Consider the following 21,878-nt stretch of genomic DNA (forward strand, 5'->3'; position numbering starts at 1 on the left):
CAGGTCCACTTCTTCGATGGTCAGGGGCGCGCCTGCCTTCCAGGCGATCGCGGCTTTGGTCTTCATGGGCTGCTCCTAGGCTATCGACGGTGTCAGCCGGGATTGTAGTGGGGCGGCACGGGGGCCGGCCGGCAAATAGTCCTAAAGTCCGGCCGCGTTGCTGCCGTCAACGGTCATGAGCCGTTGTCCATACCAAGAGCCATGCGCAAGAATCTGCCCGTCACGTCGCTCGAGCGCTTCGTCGAGAAAAGCCGCCCCGTGGTGACCACCACCGACCTGAAGGGGCGCATCACCTATGCGAACCCCGCGTTCATCGAAGTCAGCGGTTTCTCGCGCGATGAACTCATCGGCCAGCCCCACAATGTCGTCCGGCATCCCGATATGCCGTCCGAGGCCTTCGCCGACCTCTGGCAGACGATCAAGCGCGGCCAGCCGTGGCGGGCGCTGGTCAAGAACCGCTGCAAGGACGGCGGTTTCTATTGGGTCGAGGCGTATGTCACGCCGCTGCACGAGAACGGCCGGCATGTCGGCTACATGTCGGTGCGCAATGCGCCCGACCGCGCCGAAGTGGCCTGCGCGCAGGCCTTGTATGCCGACGTGTCGGCCGGCAGGGCAGCATTTCCCGCCACCCCGCGCCCGCGCTGGTGGCACGCCCCCACCCCCTGGGGCGCGGGGGCGGCCGTCCTGTCCCTGGGCACCGCGCTCGGGGCATGGCTGCTGCCGCACTGGGGCTGGATGCTGGGCCAGGCCGCGGCCGTCTGCGCCGCGGCGGCCGTGTGGCGGTACCGGGTCTCGGCGCCGCTGCGCCGCGTCGACGGCACGCTGGCCGCGATGGGCGAGGGCATGCTGTCGGTCGCCGTGGAAGGCCGCCACCAGTTCGACCTGGGCGGCCTGCCCATGCGCATCGAATCGACCCGCATCCACCTGCGCTCCACGCTGTGCGACGTGCTGCAGGTCGCGCAGGCGGTCGATGGCAACGCCGACCGGGTCAATGGCGAGATCGCCGCGATCCGCCAGGTCATCGACGAGCAGCGCGACCGCCTGACGCGCATCGCCGCCGCGGTCGAGCAGATGAGCGTCGCCATCCGCGAGGCGTCGCAGCACACCGGCACGGCCCTGTCACTGTCCGAGTCGGCGTTGAGCGAGGTCGATACCGCGGAAGCCAAGATCGGCGATTCGGTGCGCGGCACGCATTCGGTGGCCGAAGCCGTCGGCCGTACCAACGAACAGATAGGTTCGCTGCACGATCTGGTCTCGACGATTTCCGGCGTGACGCAGGCCATCAGCGAGATCGCCAACCAGACCCGCCTGCTGTCGCTGAACGCGGCCATCGAGGCTGCCCGGGCGGGCGAGAACGGCCGGGGCTTCGGTGTCGTGGCCGAGGAAGTGCGTACCCTGTCCGACCGCACGGCCGGCAGCACGGGCGACATCGGCCACGCGCTCCAGGCCATCACCCGTTTCGCCACCGAGACCTCGACCTCCATGCAGGAGGCGGTGGCGTCGGTGCAATACAGCGGTGAGCAGATCCGCGAAAGCGCCGGCTTCTTCGAGCGGGTGCGGCGCTCGTCGTCGCTGGTGGTGGAGCGGGCGCGCGACATTTCCGGCATGTTGCAGCAGCAGTCGGCCGCCTCGCAGGAGGTCGCCGACAGCATGGAAGGTATCTCCGGCGAGGTGGAGCGCACGTCCGCGTCGGTCGCCTCGCTGGCCCAGGCCACCGAGGCGCTCAAGGGCACGGTGGGCGACATGCGCCAGTTGCTGGTGCGCTACGAGGCCTCGCTCCATCATTGAACCGCATGCCGGCGGCCGGGCCGGGAACCGTTATGCTCTAGCCTGTTCGAATCACGGTACGGGAACAAGGGAGCAGGCGTTGTTGCAGAGTGGCGCGCGAGCCGGCCGGGCCGAGGGCCGGCGCGGGACGGAAAATACGAGCGGCAGGCCGGGCGGATGGAAGCGGGTGGCGATGGCGCTGCTCGCCGGCCTGCTATGCACGACGGCGCGGGCGCAGGCGCTGCCTGCGGAATTGTCGGCGGCCTGGGCCGCCACGGGGCTGCCCGAGAGCGCGCTGTCGGTGGTGGTTGAACCGGTCGACGGCCCGCGCATGGTGGCGGTCAACGCCGGCCAGCCGCGCAATCCCGCCTCGGTCATGAAGCTCGTGACCACCTTCGCCGCCCTGGACAGCCTGGGGCCGGCGCACGTCTGGCGCACCCAGTTGCTGGTGGAGCCGGGCACCACCATTTCGGCCGACGGCGCCCTGTCCGGCCCGTTGTACCTGCGGGCCAGCGGCGATCCCTACTTCAAGCTGGAAGATCTCTGGCAATTGCTGCGCGAATTGCGCGTGCGCGGCGTGCGCAGGATTCCGGAACTGGTCGTGGACCGTTCGGTGTTCGGGCCGGTGGGCATCGACCCCGGCGCCTTCGACGGCGATCGCTCCCGGCCCTACAACGCCAGCCCCGACGCCTGGATGGTCGGCTTCGGCGCGGTGCGCCTGTTGTTCACGCCGGACCTGCGCGGCCGCCAATGGCGGGCGACCGTGGATCCGGCCCTGCCCGGCGTCAAGGTCGAAGGCGCGCTGAAATGGTCGGACAATCCGTGCCCCGGCTCGCCCGTGGTGCAGACCGAACCGTTCCTGACCTCGTCCGGCGTGTCGCTGCGGGTGTCGGGAACCGTGTCCGGGGGCTGCGGCGAGTTCAGCCTGTACCGGTTGGCGCTGTCCCAGCCGCGGCACGCCGAGGCGGTTTTCCGCGTGTTGTGGCAGGAAATGGGCGGCAGCGTGGCGGGCCGGATACGCGAAGGGGCCGTGCCCGGCGACGCCATCCTGTTCGCCACCCACGATTCGCCATCGCTGGCCGAGGTGGTGCGCCATATCAACAAGCAGAGCAACAATGTCATGGCCCGCCTGCTGTTGCTGACGCTGGGCGCCGCCTACGAACCGGGCCCGGCCACGGTGGACAGCGGCGACCGCGCGGTCGACGGGATCCTGGCGGCGCGGGGGCTGAAGCTGCCCGAACTGGTGCTGGACAACGGCTCGGGGCTGTCCCGCGACGGCCGGATCTCGGCGGACAGCCTGGCCCGCCTGCTGGCCGCCGCCTGGCGTTCGCCGGTCATGCCGGAGTTCGTTTCGTCGCTGGCCATCTCGGGCATGGACGGGACGGTGCGGCGCCGCCTGCGCAACTCCGACGCGGCGGGGCTTGCCCATCTGAAAAGCGGGTCGCTGCGCGACGTGCGCGCCCTGGCGGGCTATGTGCTGTCGGCCAGCGGGCATCGCTATCTGGTGGTCAGCGTGGTCAACGACGAGCGCGCGCAACTGGCCAACGGCTTCAACGACAAGCTCATCGCCTGGCTGGCCAGCCAGTGATGCCGGATGCAAACGCGCGGTTGCAGGTGTTACCCGATGCTGCCTCCCGGATGCAAGGGTTCCGGTATGCGGGGGCGGCTGCTATCATCGGATCGTCCAATCGTAAAAACAACGCAGGGAGCGCAACACGATGACTACCAGCACCGCAGGCAAGGAAAAACTCATCTCTGACGTCAAGGTCGTGCTGAACGATGCGGAAGACCTGCTCAAGCAAGCCGCTTCCAGCACCGGCGACCGCGCCGTGGAACTCCGCGAACGCGCCCTGACTTCCCTCAAGCGCGCGCGCGAAAAGCTCCTGGACGTCCAGGACTCCATGCTGGAACGCAGCAAGGCGGCCGCCCGCGCCACCGACGACTTCGTGCACGACAGTCCCTGGCGCGCCATCGGCGTGGCCGCGGCGGTCGGCTTCCTGGCCGGCCTGCTGGTCAACAGCCGCCGCTGATACGCGTAGCGTGTCCGCGTCGCCGCATCTGCTGGGTTCGCTCCGGGCGCTGGCTGCCACCTCCATCGGCATCCTGCGCACCCGGCTCGAACTCGTCGCCATCGAACTGGCGGAAGAAAAATCGCGCCTGTTGGGCATGTTGCTGGTCGCCCTGGCGGCCCTGCTGTGCCTGACGCTCGGGTTGATGATGTTCTCGTTCCTGATCGTCGTGGCGTTCTGGGATACCGAATACCGTCATCTGGCCATCGCGCTGGTCGGGGCGGCCTATCTGCTGGTCGGCGTCGCCATGCTGATCATGGTGCGCCGGCAGGCCGTGCATGCGCCTCTCGTGTTCGAGGACACCCTGGCCGAACTGGAGCGCGACCGCGACATGCTCGCCGCGGTCGCCGATGCCGATGGCAAGCGGGGGCCCCGATGACCGGGCGGCGCAAGGCGCGGGACGCCGGCGACATCGAGGCCCGCAAGGAGTTGTTGCTGGCCCGTTCGTCCATCGAACGCATGGAGCTGGCGGCCCATCTGCATCAGATCAGGGAAGCGGTCACGCCGGGGCAGGTGCTCAAGTCGGTCCTGCCCGGTCTGGGCGGCCGTGGCGGCATGGCCGCCGCCATGCAGGCCTGGCGTTTCCTGCGGCGCTATCCCATCGTGTCGTCCGCCGCCTCGATGCTGCTGGCCCGCGTGCGGCTGGGCGGCGTTTTCCGCCTGGCGAAGCTGGGCGGCGCTGCGCTGGCGGCCTACCAGGCCTACAAGCTCTGGCGGGCCATCAAGGAAGACCGCAGCCGGCCCGATCCACGCTAGCACCGGACCGGGGCCGCCGGGTTCAGTCCGGCAGTCCCAGTTCCTGCCACAGGCCATCCACCCGTTTCTTCACGTCCGCATCCATCACGATGGGACGTCCCCATTCCCGGTCGGTCTCGCCCGGCCACTTGTTGGTGGCGTCCAGGCCCATCTTGCCGCCCAGCCCCGAGACCGGCGACGCGAAGTCCAGGTAGTCGATGGGCGTGCGGTCGGCCAGCAGGGTGTCGCGGACAGGGTCCATCCGTGTGGTGATGGCCCAGACCACTTCCTGCCAGTTGCGCACGTCGATGTCTTCGTCCACCACGACGATGAACTTGGTGTACATGAACTGGCGCAGCACGCTCCAGATGCCGAACATCACGCGCTTGGCGTGGCCGGGATACTGCTTGCGCATGGAGACGATGGCCAGGCGATAGCTGCACCCCTCGGGCGGCAGGTAGAAATCGACGATTTCCGGCAACTGCCGGCGCAGCAAGGGGGTGAATACCTCGTTCAGCGCGACGCCCAGGACGGCGGGCTCGTCGGGCGGCTTGCCCGTGTAGGTGGAGTGGTAGATGGGGTCGCGCCGCATGGTGATGCGGTCGACGGTGAAGACGGGAAACCAGTCCTGTTCGTTGTAGTACCCGGTATGGTCGCCATAGGGGCCTTCCAGCGCCATCTCGTAGCCGTTGTCGGGCGGGGCGGCGACCCCGGGGGCGGGTGTCGCGGGGATTGCCCGCGGATCGGAGGCCGGGAGCAGGTGGCCTTCCAGTACGATCTCGGCCGAGGCGGGCACGGACAGGGCGCTGCCCACGCAGCGGACCACTTCGGTGCGGCCGCCGCGCAGCAGGCCGGCGAACTGATATTCGGACAGGGCATCGGGCACTGGCGTCACGGCGCCCAGGATGGTGGCGGGGTCGGCGCCCAGCGCGACCGCGACCGGGAAGGGCTGCCCGGGATGGGCCAGCATGTGCTCCCGGAAGTCCAGCGCACCACCCCGGTGCGACAGCCAGCGCATGATGAGCTTGTTGCGGCCGATGGGCTGCTGCCGGTAGATGCCCAGGTTCTGGCGCCTGCGGCTCGGGCCGCGGGTGACGACCAGCCCCCAGGACAGCAGCGGGGCGACGTCGCCGGGCCAGCAGTGCTGGATGGGCAGGCGCCCGAGATCGACGTCGTCGCCCTCGATCACGATCTCCTGGCAGGGCGCGCCCCGGACCTCGCGCGGCGCCATGTCCCAGAGGGCCGACTTCAGCATCGCCACCTTGCCGAGCGCATCGCGCAGGCCGCGGGGCGGCTCGGGTTCGCGCAGCGAGGCCAGCAGCTCGCCCACGTCGCGCAGGGCGCCCACGTCTTCCGCGCCCATGCCCAGCGCGACCCGGCGGGCGGTGCCGAACAGGTTGGCCAGCACGGGCATGTCGGCCTTGTCGCGGCCGGGCTGGCGGGCGTTTTCGAACAGCAGGGCCGGCCCGCCGGCGCGCAGCACGCGGTCGCAGATCTCGGTGATCTCGAGGTGGGTCGATACGGCGGTCGGGATGCGCTTGAGCTCGCCGCGCGCTTCGAGTTGGCGCAGGAAGTCTCGGAGGTCGCGGTATTTCACGGGCGGAGCACCTTGATGGGAGGAAGCCGGGGAGCGGTCACTTTAACCCGCCGCCGCGGCCGGGGAGCGCGGTGCGCGGGGCGCGATATGGCGCGAAGCCCGACGGTCGAGACAAATTTTACATATGTTTCTGAAGCTGATTCGGTCGCAGCGATAGTACATACTCACTTTTCTCAATATTTCCATATGTGGTCGCATGGGAATCGATAGAAAATCACAATGACGGCGATTGTCCTTGTGCCGCACCAGAATGATGAATTTTTACGGTTGACCTGGGCAGATCGCATTTCTACAATCCGCCAACTTTCAGCGTGTGCCCGGTGCCGTCGTCCTGATCGCCGCCCCACGTGGGGCCGGACAAGACCCCCGGGCTGCTCAACGGGCCATCGGGCGCCCACCATACTGGAGTTCTCTTAGCGGCGCGAACGCGCCCACTGCCCGAAACAGGCATGGTCCCGAGCTATCTCTGCGATAGCGATCATGCAGGTGTGCCGCCGTCGTCCTGACAGCGGCGCGATGTGCAGCCAAGCAGGTTGTGGCCTCGATGTCTGGAGTCGTCTTTCGATCGCTTCCGGATGCAGTGTTTTTGTGGCCCGCCGTTGCAAGGAGGTAAGCATGCCCGACGCGCAGTCGAGCTCGTCGACGGAGCAGCCCGACCCCCGGCCTCGACCGGGAGTAGTGGATTGGTGCCGCTCCATCAATAGTTATGTAGGTTTGGCCGTGTTCGTCATGGCCGCCGTGATCTGGTCCGTTCCTGGTCTGCGTGACCAGGTTTCCCTGTTTACAGCGTTCAACGGCGCTGATGCGTCCGTGGTCGAGCAAGCCCCGGCCGAGGTCCTTGCGGCCGCCGCCGTGGCCGCCGCCATGGTCGACAATGCGCAGCCCCATGCCCAGGCGACGTCCTTCCTGAGTTCGACGGGCAATGCCGCCAAGCCGGCGCAGAAACCGCATGCGACCAAGGTGTCGGCCGTGCAGGCCGAGTCCCTGGGCCGCTATATCGCGCGCAAATACCGGGTCTCGAACGAGGCCACCCGGATGCTGATTTCCACCGCCTATGGCGTGGGGCAGGAAATGGGCCTGGATCCGCTGCTGCTCCTGGCCATCATCGCCATCGAGTCCAGCTTCAACCCCTTCGCCGAAAGCCACGTCGGCGCGCAGGGCCTGATGCAGGTCCTGACCCGGGTCCACACCGAGCGGTTCGAGCCGTTCGGTGGCAGCCAGGCTGCCTGGAACCCGGTGGCCAACATCCGTGTCGGCGCCTCGATCCTGAAGGAATACATCGAGCGCGGCGGTTCGCTGACGGCCGGCCTGCGCATGTACGTGGGGGTGGGGCCTGACGGTTCCAGCCCGTATGGCGACAGGGTCCTGGCCGAACGGCGCCGGCTGGCCTCGGCCGCGGGCGTCAACGCCGAGCTGCCGCCGGGCGCGGTTCCGGCCACGCCGGCGCGTTCCGCGTCCGCCAAGCCCATGCCCATTCCCACCGATCCGTCTTCGGAAGCGGTGTCCGTCAAGAACACCGAACCCGGTACCCCCGCGGTCATGTAGGTCCGTTCCCGGGCTCCGGCCCGGGCGGCTTACCGGAGCAGCCGTTCCATGCGCGCCACCCCTTCCTGCAACCGTGCCAGGTCGGTGGCATACGAGAAGCGCAGATAGGACGCGGTCTCGGCATTCCCGAAATCGCGTCCCGGCACCGCGCACACGCCGGCCTCGTGCAGCAGTCGCGTGGCGAAGGCCGCGCTGTCGGACGCATGAGCGCGCACATCACTATATATATAGAAGGCGCCGTCAGGCTTGACCGGAACCGTCAGGCCCAGGCGTTCGAACTCGGGCAGGAGATAGTCGCGCCGCTGGCGGAAGGCTTCCCGGCGAGCCTCGAAGATGTCGAGCGATTCGGGCTGGAAACACGCGAGCGCCGCGTACTGGGCCAGCGTCGACGGGCAGATGACCAGGTTCTGCGCGAGCTTCTCGAACACCGAGACCAGTTGCGGCGGCACCACCAGCCAGCCCAGGCGCCATCCGGTCATGTGGAAGTATTTCGAGAAGCTGTTGACGATGATGAGGTCGTCGGCCAATGCCAGCGCCGAGCGGCGGTCGCCCTCGTAGCTCAGGCCCAGGTAGATCTCGTCGACCAGGGTGAAGCCCTGCCGGCCGCGCACCTCGCGGATCAGTTCGGCCAGCGCCTGCGGCGCGATGGACGTGCCGGTGGGGTTGCCGGGCGACGCCACGATCACGCCGGCGGTGCGCGGCGTCCAGTGGCGCCGGATGTGTTCGGCCGCGAGCTGGAAGCGGTCGCCGGGGCCGGCCGGGATCAGCACGGGCTCGCCGCCGGCCGCGGTCACGATGTGGCGGTTGGCGGGATAGGTCGGGTCGGGCATCAGCACCTGGGCGCCGGCGTCGACGAGCGCGGTGCAGGCCAGCAGCAGCGCGCCCGAGGCGCCGGCGGTGATGATGACGCGGGCCGGATCGACGGCCACGCCGAAACGCGTTTGATAGAAGCCGGCGATCGCCTCGCGCAGGGGGGCGATGCCGACCGCCTCGGTGTATTGGGTCCGGCCTTCGCGCGCGGTGCGCTCCAGCGCCTCGACCACGGCCGGGACAGCGGTGAAGTCGGGTTCGCCTATGCTCATCTGCACGATGTCGCGGCCCGCGGCCTGCAGGGCCGCCGCCTGCTTGACGACCTCCATGGCATAGAAGGGAGCGATGCGGGCAATGCGGGGGGAGAGGCGAAGCATGGCGGTCGAACGGGAAGTCATGGGGAGGGGGGCCGTCGGCGTCCCGGGTCGTTCATGATACGCCGCGCCGCGGGCCGGCGCCGGTGGCCGTCCGGTCGGCCGCGCCGTTACAATGCGAAGCATGGTTCTCCCCGTCCTGTTGCCATGAAGCCCGGCCGCCGCGCTTTCTTCCTGCCCCGCATGCTTTCCGATGCGCCTTGGCCGGCTTTCTGCCAGCGCCTGGCGCGCATGGCGCGCGGCCAGGTCAGCGACGAGACGCCGCAGGCTGATGCGCCCGGACGGGCTCGACTGGTCGTGGCCAGGGAAGAAGACGTCTATCACGCCGCCGCGCTATGCCGCGAATTCGGCGTGCTGCTGGTGCAACCCGGTGCGCGCGAGGCGGTCCTGCCGGCCGAGCGCGGCTGGCTGCGGCTGGATGCGTCACAACTGGCGGCGATCGAGTCTTTCGACGAGCGTTCCGGCACCGTCGTGGTGCAGGCGGGCTGTTCCATGGGGGAGTTGCGCGAGCGGCTGGCAGGAACGCCGTGGCGCTGGCACGCGGGCGCCGACCGCGAGTCCATCGGGGCCTGGCTGCTGCGTACCCGCGGCTGGCTGCCGGGCCGCTGCCGGGATTCGGGCCTGGAGGCCGCCCAGGTGTTGCTGGCCGATGGCGCGTTCGAACAACTGGGTCCTTTCGGGGTCGAGTCCACCCAGGCGCTGCGCTCCGCGTCGGGCAGCCGCCTGGTGTCCGACCTGTTCCAGCTGGCCACCGATTCCGCCGTCGCCGCGATGCTGGAGCTGCCGGTCTGGCCGGCCGGCTACCGGATCGACGCGCTTGTGCCGCGTGCCGTCGCGGGTGGAGAACCGGTGCCCAACCCCGCCCACTTCCTGCTGGGCAGCGAAGGCACCCTGGCCTGGGCGGGCCGGTTCCGGCTGCGTTTGCGCGATGCCGGGGAAGCGCCGCCGGTGCTGTCCGTCCAGGAGCGCGAAGACCGGGCCTCGGGACGGGAAACCCCGGCCGACCGGCTCGACGCCATGGTCAAGGCCACGTTCGACGCGGGGAGTGTTTTCCCCTCGTCGGTTGTCTAACCCGTGCCGGGAGCGGATAATCCGCTCCTCGCATAACTTCGTGTGATCGCCCCGCGGCGCTATCTTTCCATGGCTCAACCCCTCGATCCCAACCTGCGCAAGGCCGCCCTCGAATATCACGAGCACGGCCGTCCGGGCAAGATTTCCATTGCCCCGACCAAGCAACTCGTCAACCAGCGCGACCTGGCCCTGGCTTATTCCCCGGGGGTGGCGGCGGCGTGCGAAGCCATCGTCGACGATCCCGCCGCAGCGTTCCGCTACACCGCGCGCGGCAACCTGGTGGGCGTGATCTCCAACGGCACGGCGGTGCTGGGCCTGGGGGCGATCGGGGCGCTGGCTTCCAAGCCGGTCATGGAAGGCAAGGCGGTCCTGTTCAAGAAATTCGCCGGCATCGACGTGTTCGACATCGAGGTCAACGAGACCGACCCCGACAAGCTGGTCGACATCATCGCGGCGCTCGAGCCGACGTTCGGCGGCATCAACCTGGAAGACATCAAGGCGCCGGAGTGCTTCGCGGTCGAACGCAAGGCCCGCCAGCGCATGAACATCCCCGTGTTCCACGACGACCAGCACGGCACGGCCATCACCGTGGCGGCCGCCGTCCTGAACGGCCTGACCGTGGTCGGCAAGAAAATCGACGAGGTCAAGCTGGTCGCCTCGGGCGCGGGCGCCGCGGCGCTGGCCTGCCTGAACCTGCTGGTCGACCTGGGCCTGCCCCTGGCCAATGTCTGGGTGACCGACATCGAAGGCGTGGTCTGGAAGGGGCGCACCACGCTGATGGATCCCGACAAGGAGCGTTTCTCGCAGGAAACGGACAAGCGCACGCTGGGAGAGGTGATCGCCGGAGCCGATGTGTTCCTGGGCCTTTCAGCGGGCGGCGTGCTCAAGCCGGAGATGGTGGCGACCATGGCCAAGCGGCCACTCATCCTGGCGCTGGCCAACCCCACGCCGGAAATCCTGCCCGAGGTCGTGAAGTCGGTGCGCGACGATGCCGTCATCGCCACCGGGCGTTCGGACTATCCGAACCAGGTCAACAACGTACTGTGTTTCCCGTACATCTTCCGGGGGGCCCTGGACGTGGGCGCGACCACCATCACGCGCGAGATGGAGATCGCCACCGTGCATGCGATCGCCGAACTGGCCCGCCAGGAGCAGAGCGAGATCGTCGCGGCCGCCTATGACGTGTCGGATCTCGCGTTCGGCCCGGAATACCTGATACCCAAGCCCTTCGATCCGCGCCTGATCGTGCGCATCGCGCCCGCCGTGGCGCGCGCGGCCATGGATTCGGGCGTGGCCACGCGGCCGATCGCCGACATGGATGCCTACGTCGAACAGCTGCAGCAGTTCGTCTATCACTCGGGCGCTTTCATGCGTCCCTTGTACGGCGCGGCGCGCCGCACGGTGCGCGAAGGCGGCAAGGCCCGCATCGTCTACACCGAGGGCGAGGACGAGCGCGTGCTGCGCGCGGTGCAGGCGGTCGTGGACGACGGCCTGGCCCGGCCCATCCTGGTCGGCCGTCCGGCGGTGCTGGCCAAGCGCATCGAGAAGCTGGGCCTGAGGCTGCGCCTGGGGCAGGACGTCGAGGTCACCAACACTGAGTTCGACGAGCGCCACCGCAACTATTCCCAGGCTTACTGGGACATGACCAAGCGCAAGGGCATCACCAAGGAATACGCGAAGATCGAGATGCGCCGGCGCCTGACGCTGATCGGCGCGATGATGGTCCACCAGGGCGACGCCGACGGCATGATCTGCGGCACGGTCGGCCCCTACGTCAACCACTTGCAGTTCATCGACGAGGTCATCGGCCGCAATGCCAGCGCGAAGGTCTACGCCGCGATGAACTTCCTCGTGCTGCCGCAGCGCACGGTGGTGCTGGTGGACACGCACGTGAACGAGAACCCCGACGCCGGGCAGCTGGCCGAGATCACCATCATGGCGGCCGAGGAAATGAAGCGCCTGGGCGTCGAGCCCAAGGCCGCGCTGCTGTCGCATTCGAACTTCGGCTCCAGCGACTCGCCGTCGGCGGTCAAGATGCGCCAGGCCCTGGCGCTGATCCAGGAGCGCGCGCCGTGGCTGGAGGTGGATGGCGAAATGCATGGCGACTGCGCCATCGATGAGGCGGTCCGTAACCGCATCATGCCCGACAGCACGCTCAAGGGCGAAGCCAACCTGCTGGTGTGTCCCACCATCGAGTCGGCCAACATCGCCTACAACCTGCTGAAGACGGCGGCTGGCAACAACGTGGCCATCGGCCCCATCCTGCTGGGCTGCAAGGCCCCGGTCAACATCCTGACCGCCAGTTCGACAGTGCGGCGCATCATCAACATGACCGCGCTGACGGTCATGGATGCCAACGCCTCGCGCCTGGATGGCAGCGGCGGGCGTTGATTCCGCCGCGGGGGCCGCGCACGCGGCCTCCACCGTGCCGGTGCTGCGGCCCGCATGCACCGGCCTCGTGCTTGCCGGCGGCGGCGCCCGCGCCGCCTACCAGGTAGGCGTGCTCAAGGCCATCGTCCGCATCCTGGGCGAGCGTCCAGGCGGCCTGCATGCCAATCCCTTCCACGTCTTGTGCGGCACCTCGGCCGGCGCCATCAATGCGGCCGTGCTGGCCTGCGGCGCCCACCACCTGCCGCAGACGATCGAGCACATGCTGGACGTCTGGGAGAATTTCCACGCCGCCCAGGTCTATCGGACCGATGTGCTGCGCACCGTGCGCGGCGGGGGCGGATGGCTGTCCATGCTGTCGTTCGCGCTGATGATGGCCCGCGTGGGCCGGAGCAGGCAGCCCGCGCTGCTGGACAACCAGCCGCTGGGCGAACTGCTGCGCGGCGTGCTGGATTTCGGGCGGCTGGACGCCAACCTGGCCGACGGCGTGGTCCAGGCGGTGGCCATTGCCGCCACCGGCTATACCTCGGGCCAGCACATCACGTTCTACCAGTCGGCCTACGAGATCGAGCCGTGGCGCCGTTCGCTGCGCGTGGCGGTGCGCGCCGAGATCGGCGTCGAGCACCTGCTGGCGTCCAGCGCGATCCCGTTCGTGTTCCCGGCCCGCCGGCTGCTGGTGCACGGAGAGCCCGAGTGGTGCGGCGACGGTTCCATGCGGCAGCTCGCCCCCATCAGCCCCGCGATCCATCTGGGCGCCGGCCGCGTGCTGATCATCGGCGGCGGCCATTCCGAGGCGGACCCCCGGCGCAGGGCCGGGGCGCCCACCTATCCGACGCTGGCCCAGATCGGCGGCCATGCCTTGTCCAATATCTTCCTGGACAGCCTGGATGCCGACATCGAGCGCATCCAGCGCATCAACCAGACCCTGTCGCGGCTGCCGGCCGAGGAGCGCTGGCGCGGCGCGCTGCGCCCCATCCGCGTGCTATCGATCTCACCCAGCCAGCGCCTGGATGAGATCGCCGGCCGCCACCTGGACAGCCTGCCCCCGGCGATGCGCACGCTGATGCGGGGCATGGGCGTATCGTCTGGTCCGGGCGAGCTGACAGGCGCGTCCCTGGCGTCCTACCTGTTGTTTGAACCTGGCTACACACGTGAGTTGATCGCCCTGGGGTTTGGCGATACGCTCATCCGCAGCGATGAGGTGCTGGCTTTCTTCCGTACCGACGAGGAATAGCGATGTCTTGGACACTGGGCCGTTTCCTGCGCGGGCTCGCGATCGGGCTGCTATGGCTGGTGCTGGGAGCCGGCGCCTGGGCGCGGGGCCCCGTGCCCGGCACGGTCGACGCCCGCGAGCTGCCGCCCGAGGCGCGCCAGGTGCTGGCGCAGATCCGGCAGGGCGGGCCGTTCAAGCACGTCCGCGACGGCGTGACGTTTTATAACCGAGAACGCCTTTTGCCCGTGCGGTCGCGTGGGTACTATACCGAGTACACCGTGCCCACGCCCGGTGCGCGCAACCGCGGCGCCCGGCGTATCGTCGCCGGCAAGGGTGATACGGGCGATCCCGCCACCAGCGGGGAATACTGGTATACCGCCGATCACTACGCGTCGTTCCGGCGCATCCAGGAGTGATCCATGTCCCCGAATGCGAGAAATCTGAACGAATGCCTCAAGACCGGCGGTGCCCTGGTTGACCCGGATCTCGATGTGAAGGCCTTGCTCGAGGCCGCGCGGCACCTGAAGCTGGCTGTCTACGAGGTCGACTGTTCGCGGGCCAAGAGCAAATCGGCGGTGTTGCGGGCGATCGCCAACGCGGTCGATTTTCCCGAGCATTTCGGTGGCAATCTCGACGCTTTGTACGACTGCCTGTGCGACACCGTGCTCGATCAGCCGGCTGGCATGGTGCTGGCGCTGCGCCAGTTGCACCAGGACGATCCTGGCTTGTCAGAGCACGCGGCCGCCATTTCCCAGGTGGGCGAGGATGTGGTCGAGTTCGCGCGCGAGAACGGCAAGGCCTTCACCTTCGTCCTGGACAAGGCCGACGGCGAGGTCGCATCGTCCCGGCTGGGTGCCTGAAGCGGCGGTCCGCCGGGGGCCGCTCATCCCAGGCAGCGGTATTTCGTTCGTCCAAGGCAAGGAGGATCCATGAAGCATCACATTGCAGTCATGCTGTTCCTGGGAACGTCCACGCTCTGCGCGCCGGCCCTGGCCGACCTGTCGATTCCGATGACCACCGTGGATGCCCAGGGCAAGGGCCAGGACATCGGCAAGGTCACGGTCAGGGAGACGCCCTACGGCCTGGTGTTCACGCCAGCGCTGACCGGCCTCGCGCCGGGGCTTCACGGCTTCCACGTCCACCAGAATCCCAGTTGCGATCCCGGCCAGCAGGACGGCAAGCCGGTGGCCGCGCTGGCGGCGGGCGGCCACTACGACCCCAAGAAGACGGGCAAGCACAGCGAGCCCTGGGACGACGGCGGCCACCTGGGCGACCTGCCCGCCTTGTACGTGGACGCCAGTGGCAAGGCGGACTACCCGGTGCTGGCGCCCAAACTGAAGAAGCTGTCGGAAGTGCAGGGCAGGTCGCTGATGGTGCACCAGGGCGGCGACAACCATGCGGACCATCCCATGCCGCTGGGCGGCGGCGGCGCCAGGATGGCCTGCGGCGTGATCTGACCCCCTACGCGCCTACGCGCGCCCGGCATGATGAGCCCCCAGCCGCTGCGCGGCAGCCCCCCAGGGGGCGGGGACTCGCCTTGGGGCGGCCCGACGCCGGGTCCCCAGGGGGCGAAACTGGCGGACCGGCGGAGCCGGATCCGCGGTTTCCTGGGGGGATCCCCGGCTGAGGGGGATGGGGTCAGATCCAGTCAAGCTTGGCCGACAGGGCCGAGATCAGCGCGGTGCCGGCCGTTTCGGTGCGCAGGATGCGGTCGCCGAAGCGGACGGCTCGCACGCCGTGGCGGGTGGCCAGCGCATATTCTTCGGGCGACCAGCCGCCCTCGGGGCCGACCAGCAGTTCCAGGTCGGCCGGGGGGGCGGGCAGGTCGCCCAGCCATTGGGTGAGCCGGACGTCGGCGTCGGGGTCGCAGAACACCCGCCGGGTACCGTCGGGGACGGGGCGCGACAGCCATTGCTCGGGCGTGAGGGGAGCGGCGACGGTGGGGACGCGGTTGCGGCCGCACTGTTCGCAGGCGGCGACGGCGACCCGCTGCCAGTGCTGTACCCGCTTTTCCAGGCGCTCGCCGGACAGCTTGAGGATGCTGCGGGCGGCCGCCAGGGGCTGGATGGCGTGGGCGCCCACTTCCACGGCTTTTTCCACCACCCAGTCCATCTTGTCGCCCGACGGGATGGCCTGCGCCAGCACGATGCGGCCCGGCAGTTCGGCCTCGCGCGGGTCGTGGGTACCCAATTGGGCCACCGCCTCCCGGCCGTCCACTTCCAGCCGGGCGGGGTATTGGCCACCCTGGCCGTCGAACAGGACGATCTCCTCGCCGTCGCGCAGGCGCAGCACGCGCAGGGCATGATGGGCGATCGGCGCAGGCAGGGCGATGCGGGCACCGGTTTGCAGGGGAAGGTCGACGTGGAAGCGGGGCAAGGGCATGGATAGGAGAGCGATGTAACTTTTGACAAGCATCCTGGCCGCCGGAAAGGCGGGGGACTTGGACGAATGTTAAACTCGAAAGCTTTGTAGCAGCGGGTTTTCCCGCCGGACGAGTGTCTTCATGAGCAATCAAGCCGCCCCTCAACTCAATATGGCGGATGCCATCCGCGCGCTGTCCATGGACGCCGTCCAGAAGGCCAACTCGGGCCATCCCGGGGCGCCCATGGGCATGGCGGAAATCGCTCTCGCGCTCTGGCACGGACACCTGCGCCACAATCCGGCGAATCCCGCCTGGGCCGACCGCGACCGCTTCGTGCTGTCCAACGGCCACGGCTCCATGCTCATCTATTCGCTGCTGCACCTCACGGGCTACGACCTGTCCATCGAGGAACTGCGCAATTTCCGCCAGATGCATTCCAAGACCCCGGGCCACCCCGAGGTCGGCATCACCCCGGGGGTCGAGACCACCACCGGCCCGCTGGGCCAGGGCGTGTCCAACGCCGTGGGCATGGCGCTGGCCGAGGCGCTGCTGGCGGCCGAGTTCAACCGCCCGGGCCTGCCCATCGTCGACCACTTCACCTATGCCTTCGTCGGCGACGGTTGCCTGATGGAAGGCATCTCGCATGAAGTCGCCTCGCTGGCCGGCACGCTCAAGTTGTCCAAGCTGATCGTGCTGTACGACTCGAACGGCATCTCCATCGATGGCGAGATCAAGAACTGGTTCGCCGACGACACCGCCAAGCGCTTCGAGGCCTATGGCTGGAGCGTGATCCGCGACGTCGACGGCCACGACGCGCAGGCGGTCGATGCCGCCATCGCCCAGGCCAAGGCCCAGGCGGGCAGGCACGGCGGCCCCACGCTGATCGAATGCCGCACCGTCATCGGCAAGGGCGCGCCCACCATGGCGGGCACCGACAAGGTCCACGGCTCGCCGTTGGGCGACAAGGAAATCGCCGCCACCCGCGAAGCCATCGGCTGGCCCTGCGCGCCTTTCGAGATCCCGGCCGAGGTCTACGCGTTCTGGGATGGCAAGGCCAAGGGAGCGCAGACCGAAGGCGCCTGGAACGAACTGTTCGCCAAATACGCCGCCCAGTTCCCCGGGCAGGCCGCCGAGTTCGAGCGCCGCATGCGCGGCGACCTGCCGGCCGAGTTCGCCGAGAAGTTCGCCCAATTCCTGGCCGAGACCAACCAGAAGCAGGAAACCGTCGCCACCCGCAAGGCCTCGCAGTTCAGCATCACGGCGCTGGCCGGCATGCTGCCCGAGCTGCTGGGCGGGTCGGCCGACCTGACCGGTTCCAACTACACCGACTGGAAGGGCGTGGCGCCGGTGCGTGCCGGCAAGGACGGCATCGAGTTCGGGCGCCACATCAACTACGGCGTGCGCGAGTTCGGCATGGCCGCCATCATGAACGGCATCGCGCTGCACGGCGGCTACCTGCCGTTCGGCGGCACCTTCCTGACCTTTTCCGACTATTCCCGCAATGCCCTGCGCATGGCGGCGCTGATGAAGCAGCGTGTCGTGCACGTCTTCACGCACGACTCCATCGGCCTGGGCGAGGACGGCCCCACCCACCAGTCCATCGAGCACGCGGCCAGCCTGCGCCTGATTCCCAACCTGGCGGTCTGGCGTCCCTGCGACACCACCGAAACCGCGGTGGCCTGGGGCGCGGCCGTGGAGCGTCCGACCAGCATCGGCATGGACGTGCATGCCGGCGGTCCGTCGGCGCTGCTGCTGTCGCGCCAGAACCTGCCCTTCGTCGAGCGCGACCAGGCCACGATCGCGAACATCTCGCGCGGCGGCTACGTGCTGCGCGACGCGCTCAACCCGCGCGCCGTGATCATCGCCACCGGTTCGGAAGTCGCGCTGGCGCTGGCCGCGCAAGAGGCGCTGGCCAAGGAAGAGATCTTCGTGCGCGTGGTGTCCATGCCGTGCACGAAGGTCTTCGACCGGCAGGACGACGCCTGGCGCCAGCACGTGCTGCCGCGCAGCCTGCCGCGGGTGGCGGTCGAGGCCGGGGTTACCGACTACTGGCGCAAGTATGTAGGACTGGACGGCGAGGTCGTGGGGATCGACACCTACGGTGAATCCGCGCCGGCCGGCGTGTTGTTCAAGCATTTCGGATTCACCACCGAACGGGTCGTCGAAGCCGTCCGGAAGCTGGTGGGCTGAGCGGGGCCATCGTCCGCCAACGTCACAGATTCTTCTCATCAAAGCAAAGGAAAACACCATGACCATCCGTGTCGCGATCAATGGCTATGGCCGCATCGGCCGCAACGTCCTGCGTGCCCACTACGAAGGCGGCAAGAAGCACGACATCGAAATCGTCGCCATCAACGACCTGGGCGACCCCAAGACCAACGCCCACCTGACCCGTTACGACACGGCCCATGGCAAGTTCCCGGGCACCGTCACGGTCGAGGGCGACTACATGGTCGTCAACGGCGACAAGATCCGCGTGCTGGCCAACCGCAACCCGGCCGAACTGCCCTGGGGCGAGCTGGGCGTGGACGTGGTGCTCGAGTGCACCGGCTTCTTCACCAGCAAGGAAAAGGCCGGCGCCCACCTGAAGGGCGGCGCCAAGAAGGTCGTGATCTCGGCCCCCGGCGGCAAGGACGTCGACGCCACCATCGTCTATGGCGTGAACCACGGCGTGCTGAAGGCCGAGCACACCGTCATCTCGAACGCTTCGTGCACCACCAACTGCCTGGTCCCGCTGGTCAAGCCGCTGCATGACAAGCTGGGCATCGTCTCGGGCCTGATGACCACCATCCACGCCTACACCAACGACCAGGTGCTGACCGACGTCTACCACGAGGACCTGCGCCGCGCCCGCTCGGCCCCCCAGAACATGATCCCCGCCAAGACCGGCGCAGCCGCCGCGGTCGGCCTGGTGATGCCCGAGCTGAACGGCAAGCTGGATGGCTACGCCATCCGCGTTCCGACCATCAACGTGTCGATCGTCGACCTGACCTTCGTCGCCAAGCGCGATACCACTGTCGAAGAAGTCAACGCCATCCTGAAGGAAGCGTCGGAAACCTCGCTCAAGGGCATCCTGAACTACAACACCGAGCCGCTGGTGTCGTCCGACTTCAACCACGACCCCGCCTCCAGCACCTTCGATGCCACGCTGACCAAGGTCAACGGCAACCTGGTCAAGGTCTCGTCGTGGTACGACAACGAGTGGGGCTTCAGCAACCGCATGCTGGACACCACCGTGGCGCTGATGTCGGCCAAGTAAGCATGGGCAAGGTCATCACGCTGGCCGATCTGGCGGCCAAGGGAAAACTGGACGGCAAGCGGGTGTTCATCCGCGCCGATCTGAACGTGCCCCAGGACGACCAGGGCAACATCACCGAGGACACGCGCATCCGCGCGTCGGTGCCGGGCATCCGCCTGGCGCTGGACGGCGGTGCCGCCGTCATGGTGACGTCGCACCTGGGTCGTCCCACCGAAGGCACCCTGACGCCCGCCGATTCGCTGGCGGTGGTGGCCAAGCGCCTGTCCGAGCTGCTGGGCAAGCCCGTGCGGCTCGTGGCGGACTGGGTCGATGGCGTGTCCGTCGCGCCCGGTGAAGTCGTGCTGCTCGAGAATTGCCGCGTCAACAAGGGCGAGAAAAAAGACGATGACGGGCTGGCGCGCAAGATGGCCGCGCTGTGCGACGTCTACGTCAACGATGCCTTCGGTACCGCGCACCGCGCGGAAGCCACCACGCACGGCATCGCCCGCTACGCGCCGGTGGCCTGCGCCGGTCCGCTGCTGGCGGCCGAGCTGGACGCCCTGGGCCGCGCGCTGAGCGCGCCCAGGCGGCCGCTGGTGGCCATCGTGGCCGGCTCCAAGGTCTCCACCAAACTGACCATCCTCAAGAGCCTGGCCGACAAGGTCGACCAGCTCATCGTCGGTGGCGGCATCGCCAATACCTTCATGCTGGCCAAGGGCCTGCCCATCGGCAAGTCGCTGGCCGAGCCCGACCTGCTGGACGAGGCCAGGGCCATCATCGAGGCCATGGAAAAGCGCGGCGCCGCCGTGCCCATCCCGACCGACGTGGTGTGCGCCAAGCGCTTCGGCGCCGATGCGCCGGCCGAGATCAAGGCCGCCGATTCCGTGACGGCCGACGACCTGATCCTCGACATCGGTCCCGCCACGTCCGAACGCCTGGCGCAATTGCTGAAGTCCGCCGGCACCATCGTCTGGAACGGCCCGGTGGGCGTGTTCGAGTTCGACGCTTTCTCGCACGGCACCGAAACGCTGGCCCGCGCCATCGCGGCCTCGCCCGCGTTCTCGATCGCCGGCGGTGGCGACACGCTGGCGGCGATCGCCAAGTACGGCATCGCGGACCAGGTTGGCTACATCTCGACCGGTGGTGGCGCTTTCCTCGAGTTCCTGGAAGGCAAGGCCCTGCCCGCGGTCGCCATCTTGGAGGAGCGCGCCGTCCGCGGCGCCTGACCCTGTGGACACACCTTCCGCTCGTGCCACGAAGATCGTGGCTACACTCGGGCCGGCTTCCAGCTCGGCCGACACCCTGGCGCGGATGATCCGCGCCGGCGTCGATGTAGTACGGCTCAATTTCTCGCATGGCACCGCGGAAGACCATGCGGCGCGCGCCGCCCTGGTCCGCGCGGCTGCGGCGGCCTGTGACCGCGAAGTGGCGATCATGGCCGACCTGCAGGGCCCCAAGATACGCGTCGGCAAGTTCGCCGACGGCAAGGTGCTGCTCGAACCGGGCCGGCCCTTCATCCTCGATGCCGCCTGCGAGCTGGGCGACGAGGGCAAGGTGGGCCTGGATTATCCCGACCTGCCGCGCGATGTGCGGGCGGGCGACATCCTGCTCCTGAACGACGGCCTGATCCGCCTGCTGGTGATACGGGTCGCCGGCACCGAGATCCACACCGAGGTGCTGGTCGGGGGCGAGCTTTCGAACAACAAGGGCATCAACCGCCAGGGCGGGGGCCTGACCGCGCCGGCGCTGACCGGCAAGGACATGGAAGACCTCCGGTCCGCGGTGCAGATGGGCGTGGACTACATCGCCATCAGCTTCCCCAAGAATCGCACCGACATGGAGATGGCCCGCCAACTGGTGGCCATCGCCGGCGCGCCCACGGGCGTGCGGCCCCAGCTCATCGCCAAGATCGAGCGGGCCGAGGCCATTGCCGTGCTGGAGGAAATCATCGATGCCTCGGACGGCATCATGGTGGCGCGCGGCGACCTGGCGGTGGAGGTCGGCGCCGCGGCCGTGCCCGCGCTGCAGAAGCGCATGATCCGGCTGGCGCGCTCGCACAACCGCACCGTCATCACGGCCACGCAGATGATGGAATCCATGATCGTCAACGCCATGCCTACGCGCGCCGAAGTGTCGGACGTCGCCAACGCGGTGCTGGACGGCTCGGATGCGGTGATGTTGTCGGCCGAGACCGCGGTCGGGCGCTATCCCGTGGAAACGATCGAGGCCATGGCCTCGATCTGCCTGGAAGCCGAGAAGTCGCAGCACTTCGAACTGGACAAGGATTTCCTGGACCAGACCTTCCACCGGGTGGACCAGTCCATCGCCTACGCGGCGCTGTTCACGGCGCACCACATGCGCTGCAAGGCCATCTGCGCGCTGACGCATTCGGGCGCGACGACCTTGTGGATGAGCCGGCACGATGGCGCGACACCCATTTACGCATTGACCCCGCGTGTGGCGACCCAGCGCAAAGTGGCGTTGTACCGCAACGTGCAGACCCTGCAGCTGGAGGAATCCGGTGATCGCGACGCGTCGCTGCTGGCGGCCGAGAAGCTGCTTGTGGAAAAAGGCGTGGCGGCGCCGGGCGACCTGGTCGTCTTCACCGTGGGCGAGCCGATGGGCTCGCCGGGCGGAACCAATACTCTAAAAATCGTGAGGGTAGGCCAGCACGGCTGAACCCCCAACCTTTTCTTATTCAGGAGTTCA

The 21,878-nt window shown here is 68.4% G+C and carries 19 protein-coding genes and 1 pseudogene; 16 read left to right on the forward strand and 4 right to left on the reverse strand.

All coding sequences use genetic code 11. From position 1 onward, the window contains the following. Positions 1–66: pseudogene (locus tag AC1Q6E_RS22910) on the reverse strand (zinc-binding alcohol dehydrogenase); the annotation flags it as partial. Positions 67–201: 135 nt separating this feature from the next. Between AC1Q6E_RS22910 and AC1Q6E_RS22915 the strand changes: the two are divergent. The 5 genes from AC1Q6E_RS22915 to AC1Q6E_RS22935 all read left to right on the forward strand — a co-directional run bounded on the left by AC1Q6E_RS22915 (position 202) and on the right by AC1Q6E_RS22935 (position 4,592). Then, positions 202–1,788 carry a methyl-accepting chemotaxis protein gene (locus tag AC1Q6E_RS22915; protein ID WP_152794288.1) on the forward strand — a complete coding sequence of 529 codons (1,587 nt, stop codon included), beginning with the start codon at positions 202–204 and terminating at the stop codon, positions 1,786–1,788. A gap of 172 nt (positions 1,789–1,960) precedes the next feature. Next, positions 1,961–3,355 (forward strand): D-alanyl-D-alanine carboxypeptidase/D-alanyl-D-alanine endopeptidase, encoded by a 1,395-nt coding sequence (gene dacB, locus AC1Q6E_RS22920; protein ID WP_152794286.1) that lies wholly within the window; start codon positions 1,961–1,963, stop codon positions 3,353–3,355. A 130-nt stretch (positions 3,356–3,485) separates the two neighbouring features. Then, entirely contained in the window at positions 3,486–3,797 is a 312-nt protein-coding gene (locus tag AC1Q6E_RS22925) for an ElaB/YgaM/YqjD family protein (RefSeq protein ID WP_152794284.1), read from the forward strand. 10 nt (positions 3,798–3,807) lie between these two features. Beyond that, positions 3,808–4,215 carry a phage holin family protein gene (locus tag AC1Q6E_RS22930; RefSeq protein WP_492573570.1) on the forward strand — a complete coding sequence of 136 codons (408 nt, stop codon included), beginning with the start codon at positions 3,808–3,810 and terminating at the stop codon, positions 4,213–4,215. Beyond that, positions 4,212–4,592, forward strand: coding sequence for a DUF3318 domain-containing protein (locus AC1Q6E_RS22935; RefSeq protein ID WP_152794282.1), 381 nt, complete (start codon positions 4,212–4,214; stop codon positions 4,590–4,592). The genes AC1Q6E_RS22930 and AC1Q6E_RS22935 overlap by 4 nt, the downstream gene beginning before the upstream one ends. 22 nt (positions 4,593–4,614) lie before the next feature. On the opposite strand, the gene ubiD is transcribed toward AC1Q6E_RS22935, so the two are convergent. Beyond that, positions 4,615–6,168 (reverse strand): 4-hydroxy-3-polyprenylbenzoate decarboxylase, encoded by a 1,554-nt coding sequence (gene ubiD / locus AC1Q6E_RS22940; RefSeq protein ID WP_296556186.1) that lies wholly within the window; start codon positions 6,166–6,168, stop codon positions 4,615–4,617. A 615-nt stretch (positions 6,169–6,783) separates the two neighbouring features. Here ubiD and AC1Q6E_RS22945 point away from each other — a divergent pair. Continuing rightward, positions 6,784–7,713 carry a transglycosylase SLT domain-containing protein gene (locus AC1Q6E_RS22945; protein WP_492573571.1) on the forward strand — a complete coding sequence of 310 codons (930 nt, stop codon included), beginning with the start codon at positions 6,784–6,786 and terminating at the stop codon, positions 7,711–7,713. Positions 7,714–7,742: 29 nt separating this feature from the next. Here AC1Q6E_RS22945 and AC1Q6E_RS22950 read toward each other — a convergent pair whose 3' ends face one another. After that, positions 7,743–8,900 carry a pyridoxal phosphate-dependent aminotransferase gene (locus AC1Q6E_RS22950; protein ID WP_296556184.1) on the reverse strand — a complete coding sequence of 386 codons (1,158 nt, stop codon included), beginning with the start codon at positions 8,898–8,900 and terminating at the stop codon, positions 7,743–7,745. Between the two features lie 144 nt (positions 8,901–9,044). Between AC1Q6E_RS22950 and AC1Q6E_RS22955 the strand changes: the two genes are divergently transcribed. The 6 genes from AC1Q6E_RS22955 to sodC all read left to right on the forward strand — a co-directional run bounded on the left by AC1Q6E_RS22955 (position 9,045) and on the right by sodC (position 15,026). Then, the gene (locus AC1Q6E_RS22955) at positions 9,045–9,968 is read left to right on the forward strand and encodes an FAD-binding protein (protein ID WP_296556183.1); all 924 of its coding nucleotides are present in this window, start codon (positions 9,045–9,047) and stop codon (positions 9,966–9,968) included. 69 nt (positions 9,969–10,037) lie between these two features. After that, positions 10,038–12,359 (forward strand): NADP-dependent malic enzyme, encoded by a 2,322-nt coding sequence (locus AC1Q6E_RS22960; protein WP_152794275.1) that lies wholly within the window; start codon positions 10,038–10,040, stop codon positions 12,357–12,359. Next, on the forward strand, positions 12,319–13,590 hold the full coding sequence (locus AC1Q6E_RS22965) for a patatin-like phospholipase family protein (protein WP_296556182.1): 1,272 nt from the start codon (positions 12,319–12,321) through the stop codon (positions 13,588–13,590). The genes AC1Q6E_RS22960 and AC1Q6E_RS22965 overlap by 41 nt, the downstream gene beginning before the upstream one ends. Before the next feature lie 2 nt (positions 13,591–13,592). Further along, the gene (locus AC1Q6E_RS22970; RefSeq protein ID WP_152794274.1) at positions 13,593–13,985 is read left to right on the forward strand and encodes a guanyl-specific ribonuclease; all 393 of its coding nucleotides are present in this window, start codon (positions 13,593–13,595) and stop codon (positions 13,983–13,985) included. A gap of 3 nt (positions 13,986–13,988) precedes the next feature. Continuing rightward, positions 13,989–14,429 (forward strand): barstar family protein, encoded by a 441-nt coding sequence (locus tag AC1Q6E_RS22975; RefSeq protein ID WP_152794272.1) that lies wholly within the window; start codon positions 13,989–13,991, stop codon positions 14,427–14,429. Positions 14,430–14,498: 69 nt separating this feature from the next. Next, on the forward strand, positions 14,499–15,026 hold the full coding sequence (gene sodC / locus AC1Q6E_RS22980) for a superoxide dismutase family protein (protein ID WP_152794270.1): 528 nt from the start codon (positions 14,499–14,501) through the stop codon (positions 15,024–15,026). 181 nt (positions 15,027–15,207) lie between these two features. Here the strand turns inward: sodC and AC1Q6E_RS22985 are convergent, their stop codons facing one another. Continuing rightward, positions 15,208–15,951: a 16S rRNA (uracil(1498)-N(3))-methyltransferase gene (locus AC1Q6E_RS22985; RefSeq protein WP_152794819.1), complete on the reverse strand. Its 744-nt coding sequence runs from the start codon at positions 15,949–15,951 to the stop codon at positions 15,208–15,210. Positions 15,952–16,072: 121 nt separating this feature from the next. Between AC1Q6E_RS22985 and tkt the strand changes: the two genes are divergently transcribed. Genes tkt through pyk form a run of 4 tightly spaced genes read left to right on the forward strand, consistent with a single transcriptional unit; the run spans position 16,073 to position 21,848 of the window. Then, a complete protein-coding gene (tkt, locus tag AC1Q6E_RS22990; RefSeq protein WP_492573572.1) occupies positions 16,073–18,121 on the forward strand; it encodes a transketolase in 2,049 nt (682 codons plus the stop codon). A 58-nt stretch (positions 18,122–18,179) separates the two neighbouring features. Then, positions 18,180–19,190: a type I glyceraldehyde-3-phosphate dehydrogenase gene (gene gap, locus AC1Q6E_RS22995; protein WP_152794266.1), complete on the forward strand. Its 1,011-nt coding sequence runs from the start codon at positions 18,180–18,182 to the stop codon at positions 19,188–19,190. A 2-nt stretch (positions 19,191–19,192) separates the two neighbouring features. Further along, positions 19,193–20,395, forward strand: coding sequence for a phosphoglycerate kinase (locus AC1Q6E_RS23000; RefSeq protein WP_296556172.1), 1,203 nt, complete (start codon positions 19,193–19,195; stop codon positions 20,393–20,395). A gap of 4 nt (positions 20,396–20,399) precedes the next feature. Next, complete coding sequence (gene pyk / locus AC1Q6E_RS23005; RefSeq protein WP_296556171.1) at positions 20,400–21,848, forward strand: pyruvate kinase; 1,449 nt, start codon at positions 20,400–20,402, stop codon at positions 21,846–21,848. Positions 21,849–21,878 lie beyond the last annotated feature (30 nt).

The sequence above is a fragment of the Pigmentiphaga sp. MLSB6-MA01 genome (assembly GCF_058793475.1).